Annotated in this window: 17 protein-coding genes; 6 read left to right on the top strand and 11 right to left on the bottom strand. The window is 35.0% G+C overall.

What is annotated here, in order from left to right; all coding sequences use genetic code 11:
• Nucleotides 1-17 precede the first annotated feature (17 nt).
• Nucleotides 18-389 (bottom strand): GtrA family protein, encoded by a 372-nt coding sequence (locus LCL96_RS18055; protein WP_224943710.1) that lies wholly within the window; start codon nucleotides 387-389, stop codon nucleotides 18-20.
• 344 nt (nucleotides 390-733) lie between these two features.
• Between LCL96_RS18055 and LCL96_RS18060 the strand changes: the two genes are divergently transcribed.
• Entirely contained in the window at nucleotides 734-2,221 is a 1,488-nt protein-coding gene (locus LCL96_RS18060; RefSeq protein WP_224943713.1) for a glycosyltransferase family 39 protein, read from the top strand.
• Nucleotides 2,222-2,291: 70 nt separating this feature from the next.
• Here the strand turns inward: LCL96_RS18060 and galE are convergent, their stop codons facing one another.
• Nucleotides 2,292-3,323, bottom strand: coding sequence for a UDP-glucose 4-epimerase GalE (gene galE, locus LCL96_RS18065; RefSeq protein ID WP_224943716.1), 1,032 nt, complete (start codon nucleotides 3,321-3,323; stop codon nucleotides 2,292-2,294).
• Between the two features lie 501 nt (nucleotides 3,324-3,824).
• On the opposite strand from galE, the gene LCL96_RS18070 reads away from it, so the two are divergent.
• The 5 genes from LCL96_RS18070 (at nucleotide 3,825) to LCL96_RS18090 (ending at nucleotide 9,260) form a co-directional block, all read left to right on the top strand.
• A complete protein-coding gene (locus LCL96_RS18070) occupies nucleotides 3,825-4,442 on the top strand; it encodes a hypothetical protein (RefSeq protein WP_224943718.1) in 618 nt (205 codons plus the stop codon).
• A 3-nt stretch (nucleotides 4,443-4,445) separates the two neighbouring features.
• Nucleotides 4,446-6,722: a toll/interleukin-1 receptor domain-containing protein gene (locus tag LCL96_RS18075; protein ID WP_224943720.1), complete on the top strand. Its 2,277-nt coding sequence runs from the start codon at nucleotides 4,446-4,448 to the stop codon at nucleotides 6,720-6,722.
• Nucleotides 6,719-7,621 (top strand): hypothetical protein, encoded by a 903-nt coding sequence (locus tag LCL96_RS18080; protein ID WP_224943722.1) that lies wholly within the window; start codon nucleotides 6,719-6,721, stop codon nucleotides 7,619-7,621. Before LCL96_RS18075 ends, LCL96_RS18080 begins: the two co-directional genes overlap by 4 nt.
• On the top strand, nucleotides 7,621-8,406 hold the full coding sequence (locus LCL96_RS23645; RefSeq protein WP_224943723.1) for an SH3 domain-containing protein: 786 nt from the start codon (nucleotides 7,621-7,623) through the stop codon (nucleotides 8,404-8,406). Before LCL96_RS18080 ends, LCL96_RS23645 begins: the two co-directional genes overlap by 1 nt.
• Nucleotides 8,407-8,516: 110 nt before the next feature.
• The gene (locus LCL96_RS18090) at nucleotides 8,517-9,260 is read left to right on the top strand and encodes a CBS domain-containing protein (protein WP_224943724.1); all 744 of its coding nucleotides are present in this window, start codon (nucleotides 8,517-8,519) and stop codon (nucleotides 9,258-9,260) included.
• 103 nt (nucleotides 9,261-9,363) lie between these two features.
• Here LCL96_RS18090 and LCL96_RS18095 read toward each other — a convergent pair whose 3' ends face one another.
• The 9 genes from LCL96_RS18095 to sunA form a co-directional block, all read right to left on the bottom strand.
• The gene (locus LCL96_RS18095) at nucleotides 9,364-11,319 is read right to left on the bottom strand and encodes an NAD-binding protein (protein WP_224943730.1); all 1,956 of its coding nucleotides are present in this window, start codon (nucleotides 11,317-11,319) and stop codon (nucleotides 9,364-9,366) included.
• Nucleotides 11,320-11,611: 292 nt separating this feature from the next.
• A complete protein-coding gene (locus tag LCL96_RS18100) occupies nucleotides 11,612-11,782 on the bottom strand; it encodes a cell wall-binding repeat-containing protein (RefSeq protein ID WP_224943732.1) in 171 nt (56 codons plus the stop codon).
• Between the two features lie 50 nt (nucleotides 11,783-11,832).
• Entirely contained in the window at nucleotides 11,833-12,102 is a 270-nt protein-coding gene (locus tag LCL96_RS18105; protein WP_224943735.1) for a cell wall-binding repeat-containing protein, read from the bottom strand.
• Entirely contained in the window at nucleotides 12,062-12,208 is a 147-nt protein-coding gene (locus tag LCL96_RS18110) for a cell wall-binding repeat-containing protein (protein ID WP_224943737.1), read from the bottom strand. Before LCL96_RS18110 ends, LCL96_RS18105 begins: the two co-directional genes overlap by 41 nt.
• Nucleotides 12,209-12,741: 533 nt before the next feature.
• Entirely contained in the window at nucleotides 12,742-13,140 is a 399-nt protein-coding gene (locus LCL96_RS23730; protein ID WP_224943740.1) for a disulfide bond formation protein B, read from the bottom strand.
• The gene (locus tag LCL96_RS18120; RefSeq protein ID WP_224943744.1) at nucleotides 13,140-14,423 is read right to left on the bottom strand and encodes a SunS family peptide S-glycosyltransferase; all 1,284 of its coding nucleotides are present in this window, start codon (nucleotides 14,421-14,423) and stop codon (nucleotides 13,140-13,142) included. Before LCL96_RS18120 ends, LCL96_RS23730 begins: the two co-directional genes overlap by 1 nt.
• A complete protein-coding gene (locus tag LCL96_RS18125; protein ID WP_224943746.1) occupies nucleotides 14,424-14,855 on the bottom strand; it encodes a thioredoxin family protein in 432 nt (143 codons plus the stop codon).
• Nucleotides 14,852-16,981, bottom strand: a complete 2,130-nt coding sequence (locus LCL96_RS18130; RefSeq protein WP_224943748.1) for a peptidase domain-containing ABC transporter — start codon at nucleotides 16,979-16,981, stop codon at nucleotides 14,852-14,854. The genes LCL96_RS18125 and LCL96_RS18130 overlap by 4 nt, the downstream gene beginning before the upstream one ends.
• Before the next feature lie 82 nt (nucleotides 16,982-17,063).
• On the bottom strand, nucleotides 17,064-17,294 hold the full coding sequence (sunA, locus tag LCL96_RS18135; RefSeq protein WP_224943749.1) for a sublancin family glycopeptide: 231 nt from the start codon (nucleotides 17,292-17,294) through the stop codon (nucleotides 17,064-17,066).
• Nucleotides 17,295-17,350 lie beyond the last annotated feature (56 nt).

The following is a 17,350-nucleotide window of genomic DNA, read 5'->3' on the forward strand; positions in this document are numbered from 1 at the left end:
CCAATAATTCATATTCGTTACTGAGCTTTGTTGAAAGTCCATTTATAATTCAGGATGTAGTTCAGGACTAACCCACATCCCACTGCCATGACATTGGCAATAACAGGATGAAGCCCTGCTCCATTTACCAGAAAATACAAAATGGACGTATTAAACGCAAGAGTAAGTAAATTGACAGCAACAAATTTCAGAAAGACATTTGCTCTGCCTTCCTTTATCTGAAATACCCATTTTTTATTCCAATAATAGCTGTTAAGGACACCTAAACCGTATCCTAAAACATTGGCTAACAAATAATTCATACCCAAAGACACAAAGAGCGTATAGCTCCCTAGCGTAATCAATGTATTGAACACGCCCACTGTCCCAAATTTAAGGAACTTTTTCATTCTACTATCTCCTATATATTCATTCTTCTAAAAGTGTACAAAGCGAATTCAGGCAACATCTGATAGCCACTATTTCAATCCACCCGGTTAAAGATACCAAAATCTGCACGATATATCAACAAAATCCCATCTCTAAATTTCACCTTCAACGTTCATGTCGAATCAACGATTTTCAATAAATCCGTCTATCATTGGGGCAAGAATCTTACCTGATAAGCCTATTCATATTACTATTCTAAAAGGAATTTACTGTATAATTTTAATAGTGAAAAAATGAAAAAGACGTTCAAATTTTTATACTATTTGTTATAGTATAAAAGGTACTTCATGAAGGAGGGAAACACATGGGCTTCAAAATTATTCACTTTTTACATAGATTCATATATGTGATCTTTTTTGCGTTACTTTTATTTTTAGTGGGATTGAACATCTACATGAGTAGAGGTTACAGTTCACTGAGTATGCACATGCCGGAATATTTTAATATCATCACATTAATAGTTGCCGTCCTTATTGCCGTTTGTTTGTTTCGATTTAGAGAGAAGGTAAGAACGTTTTTTGAAATCGTGCCTCCTTCCCTTGCTGTTGTTGGCTTATTGGGTATAAGTTTAGCTTTACAATTAATCGTTGTTAAAGAGCTTAACGTTAACCCTTCATGGGATTTCAGAGCAGTCGTAGACAGCGCAACACGCTTTGTCGAAACGGGGGACATGGGAGAATATTACACCATTTACCCTAATAATATTCTGTTGACCTGTATCCTCGTTGTCATTGGGAAAATTATTTCACCGGACTTAATCGTTTTTCAGATCTTGAATGTGATCGTCATAACTCTAAGTCAGTTCTTAATTTATCGAATCGCCACAAAAGTGGCAGGAAAAGCCGTGGGAATAGCAAGCTTACTAATGAGTGTCTTGTTCTTTCCTTATTTCTTCTACTCCCCTGTTGTATATACAGATACTTTTTCCCTAGTCTTTTTGCTGTTGCCTTTAAATTTATTAATCAATAAAGAAGGGGAATTTAAAGAAGATATCTTTTTTATCATAGCAGCCTCCATCCTTTTTTCTTTCGGAATGCTGTTAAAAGGTTCACTTATCATTTTCACTATCGCATTCAGTATTGTGCTATTACTAAACCAGAAAAAGTGGAGGAAAGTCTACTTTATCATTCCATTTATTATCCTTTTAGTAGTGAAATCATTATTCAGCAGCGGTTTGTATCAGTTTAATATTCTCGATAAGGAAAAAGTAGAAGAAAGAAGTATGCCTGTAACGCACTGGATTGTAATGAGTCAAAATGAAGATCACTTAGGGAAATATTCACAAGAAGATGTAGACTGGACAAAATCACTTCTTGAAAAGTACCCAAGAAGTAAAGTCACTGAACTTCATTTTCAGGAATTTAAAAATCGGATTGCAGAAAAGGGATTTGCGGGGAACATCCAATTTAATATAGAGAAAATCGGTCATACGTGGACAGATGGCACCTACTATTCATTAAATAAACTAAGAAGATTTCCTGAACACCCGGAACACTTTGAACATTTGATGGATCATAAATCCGGTCATATTCTCCAGGGATACGCCAGGGTGCAGCATCTCGTAATATTGTTAGGGCTACTGCTAGCTCTTCGATTGAAGGAAAAAAAATCCATTATTTCATTTACGAAGCTTTCCGTCATCGGTTTTTTCCTCTTCTTTATCATATGGGAAACTCGATCCAGATACTTAGTAAGTTTAACTCCATTGATGATCATGTTAAGTTGCATGGGGTATTTGGATAATAAGAATGATCAGAAAGGCCTTTCAGAAAATAACAAAATATCTCACTAAAGAAATGAACAAAGGGGTACGGTCACATAGCTATGTGACCGTACCCCTTTCCTACATAATATGTCTTAAATCAGGACAAAGCACTACCCTTTACTCGATAACCATCAGGATTTTCAGACTGCCATTTCCATGAATCCCTGCACATTTCATCTATGCCTTTTTCCGCTTTCCAGCCCAGTTCTTTCTCGGCCTTAGATGGGTTGGCATAGCATTCAGCAATATCACCAGAGCGACGGGGTGCAATCTTGTAAGGAATCTTTTTACCTGATGCCTTTTCAAATGCATCCACTATTTCAAGGACACTATACCCTTTACCCGTTCCAAGGTTATATGCCTCTACCCCATTAGTTGATACTATCTTTTCCAATGCTTTAATATGTCCCTTGGCAAGATCGACTACATGAATATAGTCCCTTACACCAGTTCCATCAGATGTTGGATAATCATCACCGAATACATTCAACTCTTTTAATTTCCCGGTTGCAACCTGAGTGATGTATGGCATAAGGTTATTAGGAATTCCTTTAGGGTCTTCCCCAATCCGGCCGCTTTCGTGTGCTCCTATCGGATTAAAATACCTTAAAGACGCGATACTCCAATTCTTATTTGATACATAAAGGTCCCTTAAAATTTCTTCAATCATTAACTTTGTCCGTCCGTATGGATTGGTCGCACTTAAAGGAAAGTTCTCAGAGATTGGAACTTCTTCAGGAACACCGTACACGGTAGCAGAGGAACTAAACACCAAATGGTGCACGTTGTATTTTTCCATAACCTCCGAAAGCATGAGGGTACCCGTAATATTATTATGATAATAATAAAGGGGCTTTTCCACGGATTCTCCAACCGCTTTCAATCCTGCAAAATGAATGACAGCTTCAATGGCATTCTCATTAAAAACTTTCTCAACCTTCTCTTTCTCAAGTAAATCAATATCATATACCTTAAAGTCTTTTCCCGTTATTTCCTTTACTCTGTTTAAGGATTCCGGGTCACTATTCAGAAAATTATCTAGTACGATAATGTCATAATTTGAGTTAAGCAGTTCGATACAGGTATGAGTACCGATAAACCCTGCGCCGCCTGTAACTAAGATTGGCATTTTATTCACCCTTCCAATGTGTGTAATTGTGATCCAAGTGTGCACCAATAAATGGTTAGATGTCAATTTGTTTGTTACATGCATTCAAGATACATGTCATTTTACACTTTTTAACCCTGCCTATTATACCATTTGTTCTTCATGCTATCATCTAATCTAAAATAGCCACATTTTCTAAATCAACGCAATACCTGTTAATTTAACCAGGTAAATTCACTCATCCTCTATTTTTAGGAAGTATACACTTTATGATCGTCTACGATTAACTGAATGAATAATTAGAAAATACGCTGGAAATGAAAATGAGTAAGAATAGTTTAAGGAATCCCTGATTATATATAGGAAAATATACTCTTTTTTTGTATAATATTTATTAATTGTGTTATTTTTACCATTTCTTTCGGTTCCATTTTCCTATTTTGTTTTTGAGAGATTTAATGAATACATCCAATAGGTGACTCATTTAGAATAGTAAAAAGTTCATTGTGGAGGCAGTGCTCAGTGCTAAAAAACGAAACATACATAATTGGTGTTACTGGACACCGCGATATTCATCCTCATGCGTTTAAGCAAATCAAGGAAGTCATCAGTAACTGGCTTGACCAGCAAATCCTCTCTTATGGCGGATCTAACTTAATTATTCAATCCCCTCTGGCCGCCGGTGCTGATCAGCTTGTTGCCCAACTGGCAATTGAAAAGGGCGTGAAAACAATCGCTCCTCTCCCTTTTCCCGTAGAACGTTATAAAAAAGATTTTGATGATTCAGAGGTAAAAATGTTCTCTTCATTATTAGGGCAAGTGAATTCTTTTTTTACAGTCTCAGCTAAGCCAACTATAGAGAATCGATACCTTACCGTTGGAGCATACATTGCACAGTCTTCCCATGCCCTGCTTGCTTTATGGGACGGTCATATAACCCCCGAGCTAGAAGGAGGGACTGCTCATATTATTCGGTATCAGCTCACTGATTTCCCTGAAGAATTGGTTATTAAACAGCCTGTAGGTGATAGAAAAACGTTTTGGCTTCAAACACCACGATCTTCCGCTTCTAATTGGGAGTTCAACAACGAGTTTATCCAGCTTAAACCGTCAACATATGCAGATATAAAGGGGGAGTAACATGTGAAAGAGCCCATTAAAATATTTTTAAGTCATTCGAGCAATAATTTCGAGAAAATGCTGGAATTCGCAAATGAATTAGAATCCAGAGGGCACTTATGCTGGTATGCACCTAGAAATATACCTTATGGTAAGAATTATTTAACAGAAATCATTGATGCAATTGATGAAATTGACGTGGTCGTTTTATTCCATTCACGTGAAGTCCATGATTCTAAGTATGTCTATCGAGAAATACAATATGCTGATAGCCTGAATAAGTTAATCATTCCGTTAATGATTGATGACGCAGATGTTTCAAGGCATCTACAACTAATCATTAATACCATGCAAATGCTGTCATTAAATAACTTTCTTTCCATTACCGCGGCCGTGGATGAGTTGCAGCGACATATGGAGGAATACATGTCTGCAAAACAAGATGCTTCTTCCAGTTGGAATAACAGCTTTGATAAAAAAATCTCTGTTTCAAATTCAGTACAACTTGGTGCTCTTAACGGCTTTAAAGTGAAACAAAGTCATTTAGAAAAAATTAAGGACATATATGTACCCGTTCCTTCTTTCCCTGAACTTATGACCAGTTTACACGATGAAAATCTGTTGATTCTCCAAAGCAACCAGAAAACCGGTAAATACACGACTGCTTTATCTCTTCTTCAAAAGCTTAACTGTAATTCCATTATTGAATTGCTTCCTAATGTTTCGCTTCTTGAGTTATTGAAATCATCCCTTAAACCTTCCAGTGGATATATTGTAGATGGAGCGGGTTTAACGTTTTTTGAAGAAAGTACTATGAGGATGTGGTCGGAGCTTGTCGATCAGCTTCAACAGGCAAACAGCTTCTTAGTCATAACCACAACGATTGAGAGTTCGAATGAGCATATTCATCACATGCACCTTCCTGATTTAACAGCCCTCGTGGAGAGATATGCAAATTATTATGGAATAGATCAGGTACTCCCTACATATCTTTCGAGGATACTACCATATATTGAAGGACGAACCCCGGAAGAAATTGAAGGTATGATTAAACAACTCGTCCCAGTAGCAAAAGGAAAACAACGCTTTGAAGAAGCAGAGAACCGATTTCAAACCAATGTGAAGAACAGAATCACTAAATGGTTTAAAGAGAATGGGCATTCGATTGATTTAGTTTCTCAATATATTACTTTAGCAATTGTGAAAGAAGCAACTGAAAGAGAATATATAGAACTAGCAGCTAATTTAAAGGAAGCATTAAAGCACTTGTGGCAATGGCAACCATCCTCCTCTTTACCTATGTTTGATCATAGTACTGCGGTTAATCTGTTTGCTGAGAAACATGAAGTAAGAGTAAATACTGATATTGGTGTGACCTTAGAAGAAGGAATACGCCTTAAACATCATGATGAAGGCAACGGAATAATCCTTACTTTCTGGGAACTCTTTCGGGAAGTTCGCCCGTACTTTCTTCAATGGTTGGATTCTCAGGCACGTAAGACAACCAATAATCATTGCTTTCTAGAAGCAATCTCCCTTCTGGCATCCAGAGATTTTCTGCATATCCGTCAGGAGCTTTTACAGCAATGGGCGAAAGACGACGATATTAACCTGAGAGTGAATGCAGTTAAAGTGCTATCGATTTTAGCGACCGAAAACATCCGAACCCAAGAGATTACAAACCTTATTAAGAGTTGGGGAAGCCAAAAAAACAACATCAACTTGCTCTTCACTGCCGTAAGAGCACTTGGCAGCGAAATTGGACTATTAATGTATCCATACAGTCTAGACCTCTTAAAAAGAATGATCTTAGCTCATCCGAAAAAATTAAGGGTATCAGCACGACAGAGCTTCATTAACTTGTCAAAATTAGGGGAATATAACCCAAGTTATGATGAACACTTATTCCAATTCTTCATGGATTGGATGAAGGAAGAAATGCTGAAAGAAAATGGAGGCATGCCAAAAACTTATTTATTATTTTTCTTCTCAATCTTGGGTAATCGCGTCTCTACTCTCCTTCCAGCCGATAGGATATCAGGATTCATGTATCCTTATATCCAAACTGCTTTAGCAAAAGGGGAAACAAAAACCTTGGCTGAGGATTATCTCCTTAGAATGGCCACCAAAGAACCAAGCCTAATAGCACCGCTTGTTAATGAACTCCTCTTAGATTCACAAGGAGTTGTGAAAGAGAGAATGCACTTCTGGATAAAAAAAGGCATGCAGTCTCACGAAAAGAATATATATATGAATTTATATAGTGAAGTTAAAAAAGTCCAAGGGGGAACGAAACGATGACCTTAATTGAAAAAGTAGAACCTGTAAAATTCAGTTTCTTTGATAAACCACCAGCGTCGACTATGACACATGCTCTGGTATATATAAATCAGAACAATGAATATCTTACTGTGAAAAATGGTGACAGACTAACTAAGAGTGAAATAAGAACAAAAAAGTTCCATAAGATGTGTACAGTGAACGTCCAACAACACACTTTCTTTTATAAAGACGAGGTATTGACTGCTACCAGAGGGCGTAAATTCCTTGTTCAATTGTATGTCGATTACTATGTTGAAAAACCAGAATTATTGGTTCAGCAGAACGCAGGAGAAATCAGCGTGATCTTTAATAAGTATCTTCCCTTCTGGGTGGAGTCAGAAGCTGCTAATTATGATATCCATGCGGATAAACATTTTCGCAGTCAAATAGAGGATTTATTTCTTACCTCTTCATTAGTGAGTGTATTAAAAGAAGCGGGAGTAACCGTACGTGACATACGCGTCATGATTAAACCAAGTTTGATTGATCAAGAACAAGACGGGAATTTGGTGGACATTGATAGAAAGGCAGAATTGGCGAAGAAAATCTCTGCTACAGTAAGAGCAGCTATGGCCGAAGGTGACTTTATCGTCGCTTATGATATAGCAAAAGAGAATGAAATGGCCAGAAAAATGGTTGATTCTCAAGTTAGGGAAGATGAAATGATCCGTCATGAAGTCATCACTCAAGTCAAAACGTTGATGAACACGTCAGTAGATGCCTTTGAAGCGAGAGAGCAATTATCAAAGTTGAAAATGCTACTTCCTTCACTCAACGTGGACCTCGATATACTCGAATCTCTATCCAAAGATTCTGATGGTCAGGAAGAACTGGATGATATGTTTGAAGCGTATATCAGTAAAGGAGAACAAATTTAGTGGAATCAATTTTAAATCTGCTTTATTGGTTTTGGGCCCCTATATCCCTGCTGCCGGAGTGGCTGAGAATTGGTTTAATTGTTTTTATTGCGATATTAGTGATAAGGCCGATCATTTTAAAGCTGTTGCCCTTTCTAGTAAATAAAATAATGAAGTTCTTCAGTAAAATGCTTTACTGGTTGAGCTATCCCATAATGAAATTAATTAGTTCAATTCAAACGACCAGGAGAGCTAAAGGAATTGAAAATACCCCGTTATGGATAGATTTTATAGAGGGGTTCTTTACCATTCTTGAAATATTCTTCAGTAAAGTGATTGCCCTTACTGAAAAACAACCCAAAAATCTTATGAAAATAAAAAAAGCTGTAAGAATGACTGCTCTTATTGTAGCAATCCTTGTATCTTTAGCGATTACCAAGAATCCGGAGGAATGGTATGCCGTTAAGTGGAAAGAAAGTGAAAATTGGATCAACCAAGAAAAAATGATAAAAGAGCTTGATTTCAACCGAGATGAAGTATTGGCAACCCTTCAATCGAACTTTGAAAACACAACCACAGCCTCAAACTCCACTGAGTTAACCCTTACCGACGAGTTTAAAGCCGGTGGTCGCATAAGAGAAGCACCCTCCATAAACAGTCAACCTATAGGTGAAATTTCAATGAATGAAACCGTTATTTTCTTAGAAGAAGAACAGGTAGGAGAAAATAACATCAGATGGCTAAAGGTAAGAACGGATGATGGAGTGGAGGGTTGGATTTCCAGCCGCATCGTTGAAGAAAAATAAAGTTGCTTGGCTGAATATTTCAGCCGGCTTTTTATTTTTTCTTATTCAAATAAATCCCCTTTCAGGGAACTACTCGATACATCAATTACATATTCCAGGGAGGAACAATCTTGAAAACATCCCTTGAGGGCCTTAAGGTATTGCACTCCGAAAGGTTTGAAGTCGCCTTTAATCGAATACATGATTCTCTAAAAAAACTAGCTAAAAAAAATTCAACAGATCAATTCACACATCTGCTCCGTTTAAGCAGTCATCACCGCATCATCCAGGCTTTTCAAGATGACCTTTTTCAATACGCAAAGTTACGAAATGCACTCGTTCATGAAAAAAAGTCGATTGGCCATTACATAGCAGAACCACATCATGAAGTGGTCCTTAAAATAGAACGAATGGCAAACCTTTTAGAAATGCCAAATTACGCATTAACCATTGCTTCAAAAGAAGTGATCTATCTAGAAACGGTAGAAAAATTAGATGAAGTGATCAGAAAAATGAAAAGGTTCCCCTATGCCCAGTACCCTGTTTACAATGGTAGAAAATGTGTAGGGCTGTTAACCACCAGGGGGATTGTAAATTGGATGGCCGATCATATGACCCGAAGTTTTGTCGACCTTTCCGATATTACGATCAGCGACATCTTTGAATATGAGCAGAACCACCCCATCACTTTTGCATCTAAGGCCCTCAATATACTTGAAGCAGAAGATATCTATAAAGAGTTTCACCAACACAAGAGGGATCTTGAAATGATCATCATTACTGAAAATGGAAGAAATGATGAAACGCCTTTAGGTGTCATAACGGCATGGGACTTGATTGAAGTTGATTACGTTATGGATGTGGAAGGAGATTAATACAGCAACCATCTATCTCATTTAAGGTATCGGAGGCTTTGTGTAACCGTTATACTATACAAACTAAATAAGAGACCTGAAAATTTCTTCAGGTCTCTTCCTTTTATTTAATAACCAACCCATAACCCTGTGCATAGTAATACTCATTAAGATAAATGATACTATCGCGATCGTAGTCCTTTATCTCTTCTTCAAGGTCCTCAAACCGTACCAAGTATTTGTGGAGCTTCAGCTTGTCCAACTCTTCTCTTGTCGCACGAGAGTCTCCAGCCGGCTGCCACCCCCTAAGAAAGTGAAAAGCATTCCACCGCTCATGTTCAACATAAGCAATGGGATTAATATAATCCTTAATATATTCTGCATACTGCTCTGCAGACAAAATTTCTTCTGAATAGTTCGAATCTCCAAGTACTACCTTTTTTAAACCAAGTAACATTAATTTAGTATCACTGTGAAGCATTTGATAACGTGTCGATTCCTGCTTAAATTCGTCTAGTGAATGCCATGGTTTACTCACGGATAACTTTAATTCGTCCCTTCTTTTCATGTAATTCCCATGTGCCTCTTCTGCAAGCTTGTTAGAATTAACCTTTAAGATTGATTCACTATTTAAAACCTCACTATCATATATATATTTTTGAATATGCTTATACTCACTATTGTCTTCATGCAGTGCCAAACTTAATTTAAGGTCATCTTTCATCTTGATAAAGATTGGAATATCCGGCCATGTTTCCGCTGCTTCAAGCCCCTCTACCATGTCCAGGTAATCGTCACGGAGAGCTAAGAACACGTGTGTAATATCATATCCTATTGTGGGAAGCTCATCTTTTATGCTAATCGCTGAAAGATCTGCCTTTCTAAAATCAACCACCGCTATTTCATCTGCGAATTTTGCTAAATAGCCCCATTCTTTCTTTGCTTTATCAATATCCTTATCCAGAATCGTAAGACGGATTTTTTTCTTTGTTAAAAAGTGTGATAGATTCAATGCCTGGAAGGCTAATTGTTGATTTGTCCTACCAAAACCGATAAATAGCAAATGTAAGGGCTCACCATCCGGTTTCCTAAGCTGATTCTCATACCCTTTATATAGTGGATAGTTCTCCAACATTTTTTCTGCTATTAATTGATGAGATGAAAACGAATAAGCACGAATCGGGCCAGACTCTTCTTTTGTTAACCCTTCAAAGACCTGTAATGACTTCGTATGATTTAGATGAATATGAATCGTCAGCTGTGTAGTTTTCTCTGAAGAATTCTTAAGCTTCTTTTTAAGGAAAGCAAGCTTCTCTGTTGGAGGGTAATGCTCTAAATACTCTCTCATTGAAAGATAGTTATCCAGATTCATTGAATCATCTTCATGGATGATAACAACATGTTCAGCCTTGGAAAGACCACTCTTCCTATACAAGAAGTACTCCCTCTTTTCTCCGGTATAAAACGCAACACCCAGTTCATGAAGCCATTCCTGATCTTCTTTTACTAAATTCTCCTGAATGACTGTAACAGAATAGCCTTCTCTCTTAAGGTTTTCGATGAGACTAGCAGCTTTCTTACTAAAGCCTGCAATAATAATATGCCCACCCCAATACCGTTGAAAGGTACCTCTTACAGATTGACCAAAAATACGAAGGACGATTAGACTAATGGTTGAAATGGTATATAAAGCCGCCGTCCACCGTGCCACTTCAATTGACATAGGAATCTCACCATAGGGATTTGCAGCACTGTTAAAAACAGGATCCAGTGTGAGAATAAATAGGTGTACTGTGGAGTAAATAGCATCGAAGAAAGATTCTGAATAACCTGGATAAGATTCATAGTAAAACCCGTACATCCCAAATGCAAAAGTAATGATCAACAAAATCGTTCGAATAATGGTTAACGGCTTAAGTTTCAAAAAATATAACCCAAGTGTCCCCCAAACAGTCGCGAGAAAGAGTATGAAATATGTACTTTCGTCCCTGAAATGATGTCTGAATTTCCAAGCTAATACTATTGAAAAAATGAAAGCGAGTGCTAAGTGAATATTTTTTATCCGTTTTAATGTTTTCATGAATTAACTCCTATGTTTCATTATTATGTTTTTTTAGAAACCAGTATATATGCGCTATGGTTACGAATTAGGTATATTTCCCCTCTGATACCTACCATATATTTCTATACTAGTTAAATTATACTATATTTACAGTTCGGATGTGTCTAATCTATATTTGAATTTGACATTAAACATCTTAAACAAAAAGATCACCACTAACTCATTATGTGGTGATCTTTTTTGCTTTAATATATTGAAGATTCTATAGACTTATCAAAGTAGGTTTTATTTCCCACTTATAATCTAAGGATTATTGAATAAATATTTTCCCTACTGCACTTTCTCCTCCAAGTATCGTGAAATCACTCATTTGTTTCTGATGAATAAACTCTACAACCACTTTAGGAATTTCATGCTGCTTTACAAGAAGGATAGGTGCTTGTTGTTTAGCAGCTAAAACGGAACCTGAGAGCGTCTGCAAAATTCACCTCTGTAGCGACATATATTCTTTCCGTCTACATTTGTAATTTATCAATAATATTTACGGCTGTTTCGTAACGCTGATCCGCTGATTCTCGTAAACTGGTGTAATTGGGATGTGACTGATTTTTGAATGACAGCCTTCCCACCAATCACATACACTTCTTGTATTCCAGATAAGGCATCCTTTGTTTCTGTTAGAAGCTTATCTTTCTGCGTCAATAGAATCGGATACCCTTTTAATGCGGCATATGAAGCAACAGCTAAAGCATCCGGGAAGTTATAGTCCGTAAGTAAGTATCGCCTTTTCAGGTGTTCCATCCAATCGTTCTGCATTCCTGGATGCTGTTTCAAATCGGTTGGAACCAGCTATTCTTTCTACTTCCAGCCCCATATTCATGAGAGATTTCTCTACAGACTCAGACAATGCAGCTTCCCCCGAGGAGGATCACTTTTTCAGCTTAGAAGCTTCAGTTTTTTGATCAAAACAATATAATTGTCTTTAGCTATAACTTTATTATTTTGTAGCTGCTACCATTGGGGCAAATAATGATTAAAAATATATGGGGGTTAGCCAAATGGTATTGTTTTGTTAAGATGCCCTAGCTAAATGAAAAGGTAAAACTGTCAAAATGAAAAATATGGAGTATTAATAATTTATTTTTGCCTTCTTTTGATCATGTATTAATTACCACTGAGGATAAAATTTATTATAAGATAGCTAAGTTCTGAAAGTCCATTGCTGGCGAGAGAAAATCTAAAGATTTGGCAAACTGAATTATTATATTGACGAATTAGGAAAGGGTGAGAGAGTGTGGTAAGTCGCTTCCCTAAGTCAAAGATCGGGTGAATTTTCCAAATTAGGAATAGCCATTCCACCATGATACTAAAAAAAGAGGCAAGGAATCCATTGTCTCTACCCTCAATGCGAAAGATGTATTAAGCTACTTCATTTTCAATTTAATTAGTCTCTTTTTTTGGGTCGAGTAAACTAAACACAATGATTAAGACAAAAGCGAATAATGAAAGCATCGGTATAGTAAATACTCCACCTATTTTTATAAGCACCGTACTACAATCAGTTGCTCCAAAACTGCAAAAGCCTTGCGAAATGTGAAGCTTCTGAATGACCACATGATAAAGTGCTATAACCCCTCCAATAGTCGAAAGAATTATTAGATATATATTTACCTTTCTATCTTTAAAGATTATTGCAACAAGTATTAATATAGGTAAAGGGTACATTAATATTCTCTGAAACCAACATAATTTACAAGGTACCAGCCCTAACCCCTCACTCAAATATAGACTCCCAAATACAGCAATACTAGATACAATTAAATTAATAAATATATACATTAAACTTTCTCCCGGTATTTATTAATATTTTTGGATATTTGATTAAAATTAGAAATTATTTGCACTTTAAGATGGTTTGAATGAACATTCTCATAGCTTTCGGTTACCATTTCCCAGTTATCTAAATAGCTATACAATTGCCCCAACAGCATGTGAATATGCTCATTTCGACTATTAATATAGCTAAACTTATTTGATACCTCTTCAATTCTTAATGAGGAGACTATCGACTCTACTCTTCTTCTAATATCTGTAAGCAATATCAATCCTCGAAAGTAGTCAACATCAATACAATGTTCATTTAATGTTTCTAATTCATTTATATAACCCATTAATTGTTTTATTTTTCCTGCATTATAAAGAACCTTACACATTAGTACCAAAGCTTCATCTTGATACCTAAAATATTTGTTTTCTTGTTTCTTATATAATTCCAAAGATGTTTTTAGATGATAGACTACTTTATCTAATGATCCTTTTTCCCTTAAGAGTTCTCTGGCGTAAAAATAATGCCATTTAGGAGATTCAGGTTCAATATTGATCATTTCTTGTGTTAAGGCAATATTTCTACTATTTTTCGTATCCTGATTTACAAATTGGGGATCATATCCATCATGATGTATTACTATATCTGCTGTAATATTAAGTGGAACGACCCCTCCATTAATGAAAGGTTCTTCATGTACTTTCCCTTTAAAATAAATGCTATTATTGGTCAAAAACATTTTTCTATTATCTGTATAGATATGGCCATTATGTTCGATGATAATTGGGCTAATGACACATTTCAAATTCAAGTAACTTACTAATTTCGCCACTCTCTTTATTTTATATTTGCTCTTTTCGTCTAGATAATTATCTGCATCTATAAAGAAGATAAAATCAGAATTTGAAATATCAATTAGTTTATTTCTACTATAAGAGAAATTATTATTCCATTCTGCTTGTATTAATTTCACTTTAGTAAAATGCTTTTCAATTATTTGTTTAGTGTCATCTTGCGAATATGAATCTAATACTATAATTTCATCAAATTCATTTTCTATTGATTTAATACACCTGGAAATACTTCTTTCCTCGTTATATGTAAGTATCCCACAGGTGACGGAAGGTTCTTCACCTACTTCGTAGTGAGTCACATATATATGAATATCATTCAAATTCATATTGACTTCAGTAGTAGATATATTATTCGTTTTCTCAATCATCTCTAAGTCTCCAGAGAGCTTTGAACTTGGGAAGTCTCTTCTCACTAAATTGACCAAGTCATGAAGTAGAACCATCTAACTCTCTCCTTCAGCTTTGGATTTATACTTTGTCACAAAGCTACTTATCTCTTTTTGAGAGTGGTAACCTTCTATTCGATCTTCTTCTATGCCATTATTATAAAATATAATGGTTGGTGACTTTTCTAATTTTTGTTTTTCGAAAAAAGATTTTTCAAGATTTCCTTCTTCTTCTGAGTTCATTGCTAATATAGTAACTTTCTCTTTCTCGATTACTTCGTTTAATAAGGGTTTTGTTTCTTGACATACTGGGCATGAAGTTTTATAAACGTAAATAAGAAAGTTTTCTTCATTATTTAATTTATTTTTATATTCTTCTAGATTAATATTGGTGTACATGGGTTTATCAAGGGTGCTAGAGTCCACAATCAAGAATATAATCCCAATCGATAATGCAGCCAGTAATGAAATAACTATTTTCTTTTTCATCTTCCTATCACCTCTATAAATTCTTCTTTCTGTATTCCATATTCTATTAAATGAATTTTACCCGTTTCATCAAACTTCAGTTTCTTATCATAGTTAAGTAATTCTTCAAAACTATGGGTAATTAGGATAATTAAACAATTCATATTCAAAAGATTATTATAAATTATTTGAAAATTTTCGGGATCTACATTACTTAATGATTCGTCTAATATCAGAACTTCTGGCCTGTGTAATATCGCTCTTGCTAATGATAATCTTTGCTTTTGTCCAGTTGATAAATTCACTCCGCCTTCAGCAAGTGTGAAATTAAACTTATTGGGTAGTCTATGGATTATGTCATGTACTCTTGCCATTTCACATGCATAATCAATTTCATTTTCAGTAAAGTTCTCCCCCATAATTAGATTCTCATAAATAGAGCCATTAAATAAAAAAGGATTTTCGTTAAGATAAATAATCTTTTTTCTGATTTCTTCATTACTATAACGATTAATATCTATTCCATTTATATAAATTTCGTTATCATTTGGTTCATAAAACTTACACAGTAACTTACTTAAAGTACTTTTGCCTGAACCACTTTCACCAACAAATAAGACTTTTTCATTCTTGGATAAAATGAAATTGACTTGATCCAGAACATTTGATTCATCATTAAAGCTATAACTCAAATCACTAATTTTTATTTCTCTAATTTCTGCTAGTTCATCACCTTTGTCATCTTGAATTGGATAATGGAAGATATCAAAATACCGTTCCATGGCAATATTTGCTTTTTGTATACTGGATTGTAGACTGATTAATCCTTCAAGTGACCCCATTAGGAATAACACTAAAGAGTTGACAAATAGTAAATCTCCTAATGTCATTGAATCTGAAATGATCTGTATAGATCCTACCCAAATAATAAAAATAGAAGCAGAGCTCTGAACAATATTTTTAAGTGAAATATTTAAATTAACTGTTTTACTTTCTTCAATGTTTGCACTAATCTGTTTTGAATAAATATTTTCAAACGACTTAACGAAATATTTATTTTTATTAAAAGCAAATATTGTGGGCATATTCTTAATGAACTGAACCAAATATGAATTTGTATTAGCCTGATGTTCCATAACTACTCTGTTCTTTTTTTTAAGTATTTCATAAAAAAACATTGTCAAAACCAATAGGGTAATGAGTAACAATAAAACGACTAAGAATAATTGAACATTAATTTTAAATAATACAAATCCAAGTCCAAAGATAATAACCGTATCCAAAACAGCTGATACTACTGATGTACTGATAGTGTTAGTTATATGCCCTGCATCTTGAAATCGGGATATTATTTCACCATCTTTCCTATTTTCAAAAAACTTAATAGGTAATTGACTAATTTTATTGAAATATTCTTTAGAAAGAAAGACATTCACTTTATTAGACACCTTAATAATAAACCATGTTCTAAAATATTCAGTAATCCCTCTTATTAGCCCAATTCCCATGAACACAAGACTGATTGTTAATAAAAATGAATCTAATTTTTTGGGAATAATATAATCTGTCACTATTTTAAAAAAGAAGGAATTTACCACTGCTAATACAACAAATATGAGTGAAAGTAAAAAAACAATACTTATCATTAGCATGTTGGACTTAAGTAACGACACTATAAATAGTTTATTAGGGTTTCCTGTACTTTCATTTCCCTTGTTTTCAATTATTTGTGAGTTATCTGTAATCAACATTACACCTGAAAATACCTTTTTAAATTCTGTTATATCTATTGAGGTTATCTTTTTATTCCTAGGATCACTGATAACTACTTTATTATTTTTTATTTTATAAACTATTATGTAATGATTTTCATCTTCTTCGGTTTTAATATGAGCAATACAAGGGCTCTTGATTTCCAGGAATACTTCATGTATCTTTTCTTTATTAATTTGGACAGCTCTACATTCTATATTACCTATTTTATTTAATAGATTTATAAGATCTTTTAGGTTATAAATTTCTTTTGATATATACATATCTCTTATATAACTTAGACTTTTATTATTTCCGTAAAACTTTAGAATCGAGGATACACAGGCAAGTCCACAATCATTCTTCTCTAATTGAACTGTATGAACATAATTCATCTTTCAACTTCCTTACTCTATAATTTTTATATAAAAAGAAATTTTGCCTAAAAGGCAAAATTTCTTTTTAATAATGAATCAATCAGCAATAATCTTCGTAATATTTGCAGTTTTGATATGTGCTACCACATCCATACGTATCACTTGCTCCAGTGAAACAAAGTGTCCAAAAATAGGTACATTGAGCAGATCCGATTCCACCGCCGCTACCGCCACCTGTTGGAGGTCCAGCAACTGCATTTGTAGTATACCCTGCTCCACCTTCAACGCTTTCTAATTCCTCTAAACATAAATCCTTCATTAATTCCTTCATACTTAACACTCTCCCTATCTTTTTTTAGGTGAATCTCACCTGCGATTCCTATACTA

The organism is Rossellomorea aquimaris (genome assembly GCF_020172085.1).
Lineage (GTDB): Bacteria > Bacillota > Bacilli > Bacillales > Bacillaceae_B > Rossellomorea > Rossellomorea aquimaris_E.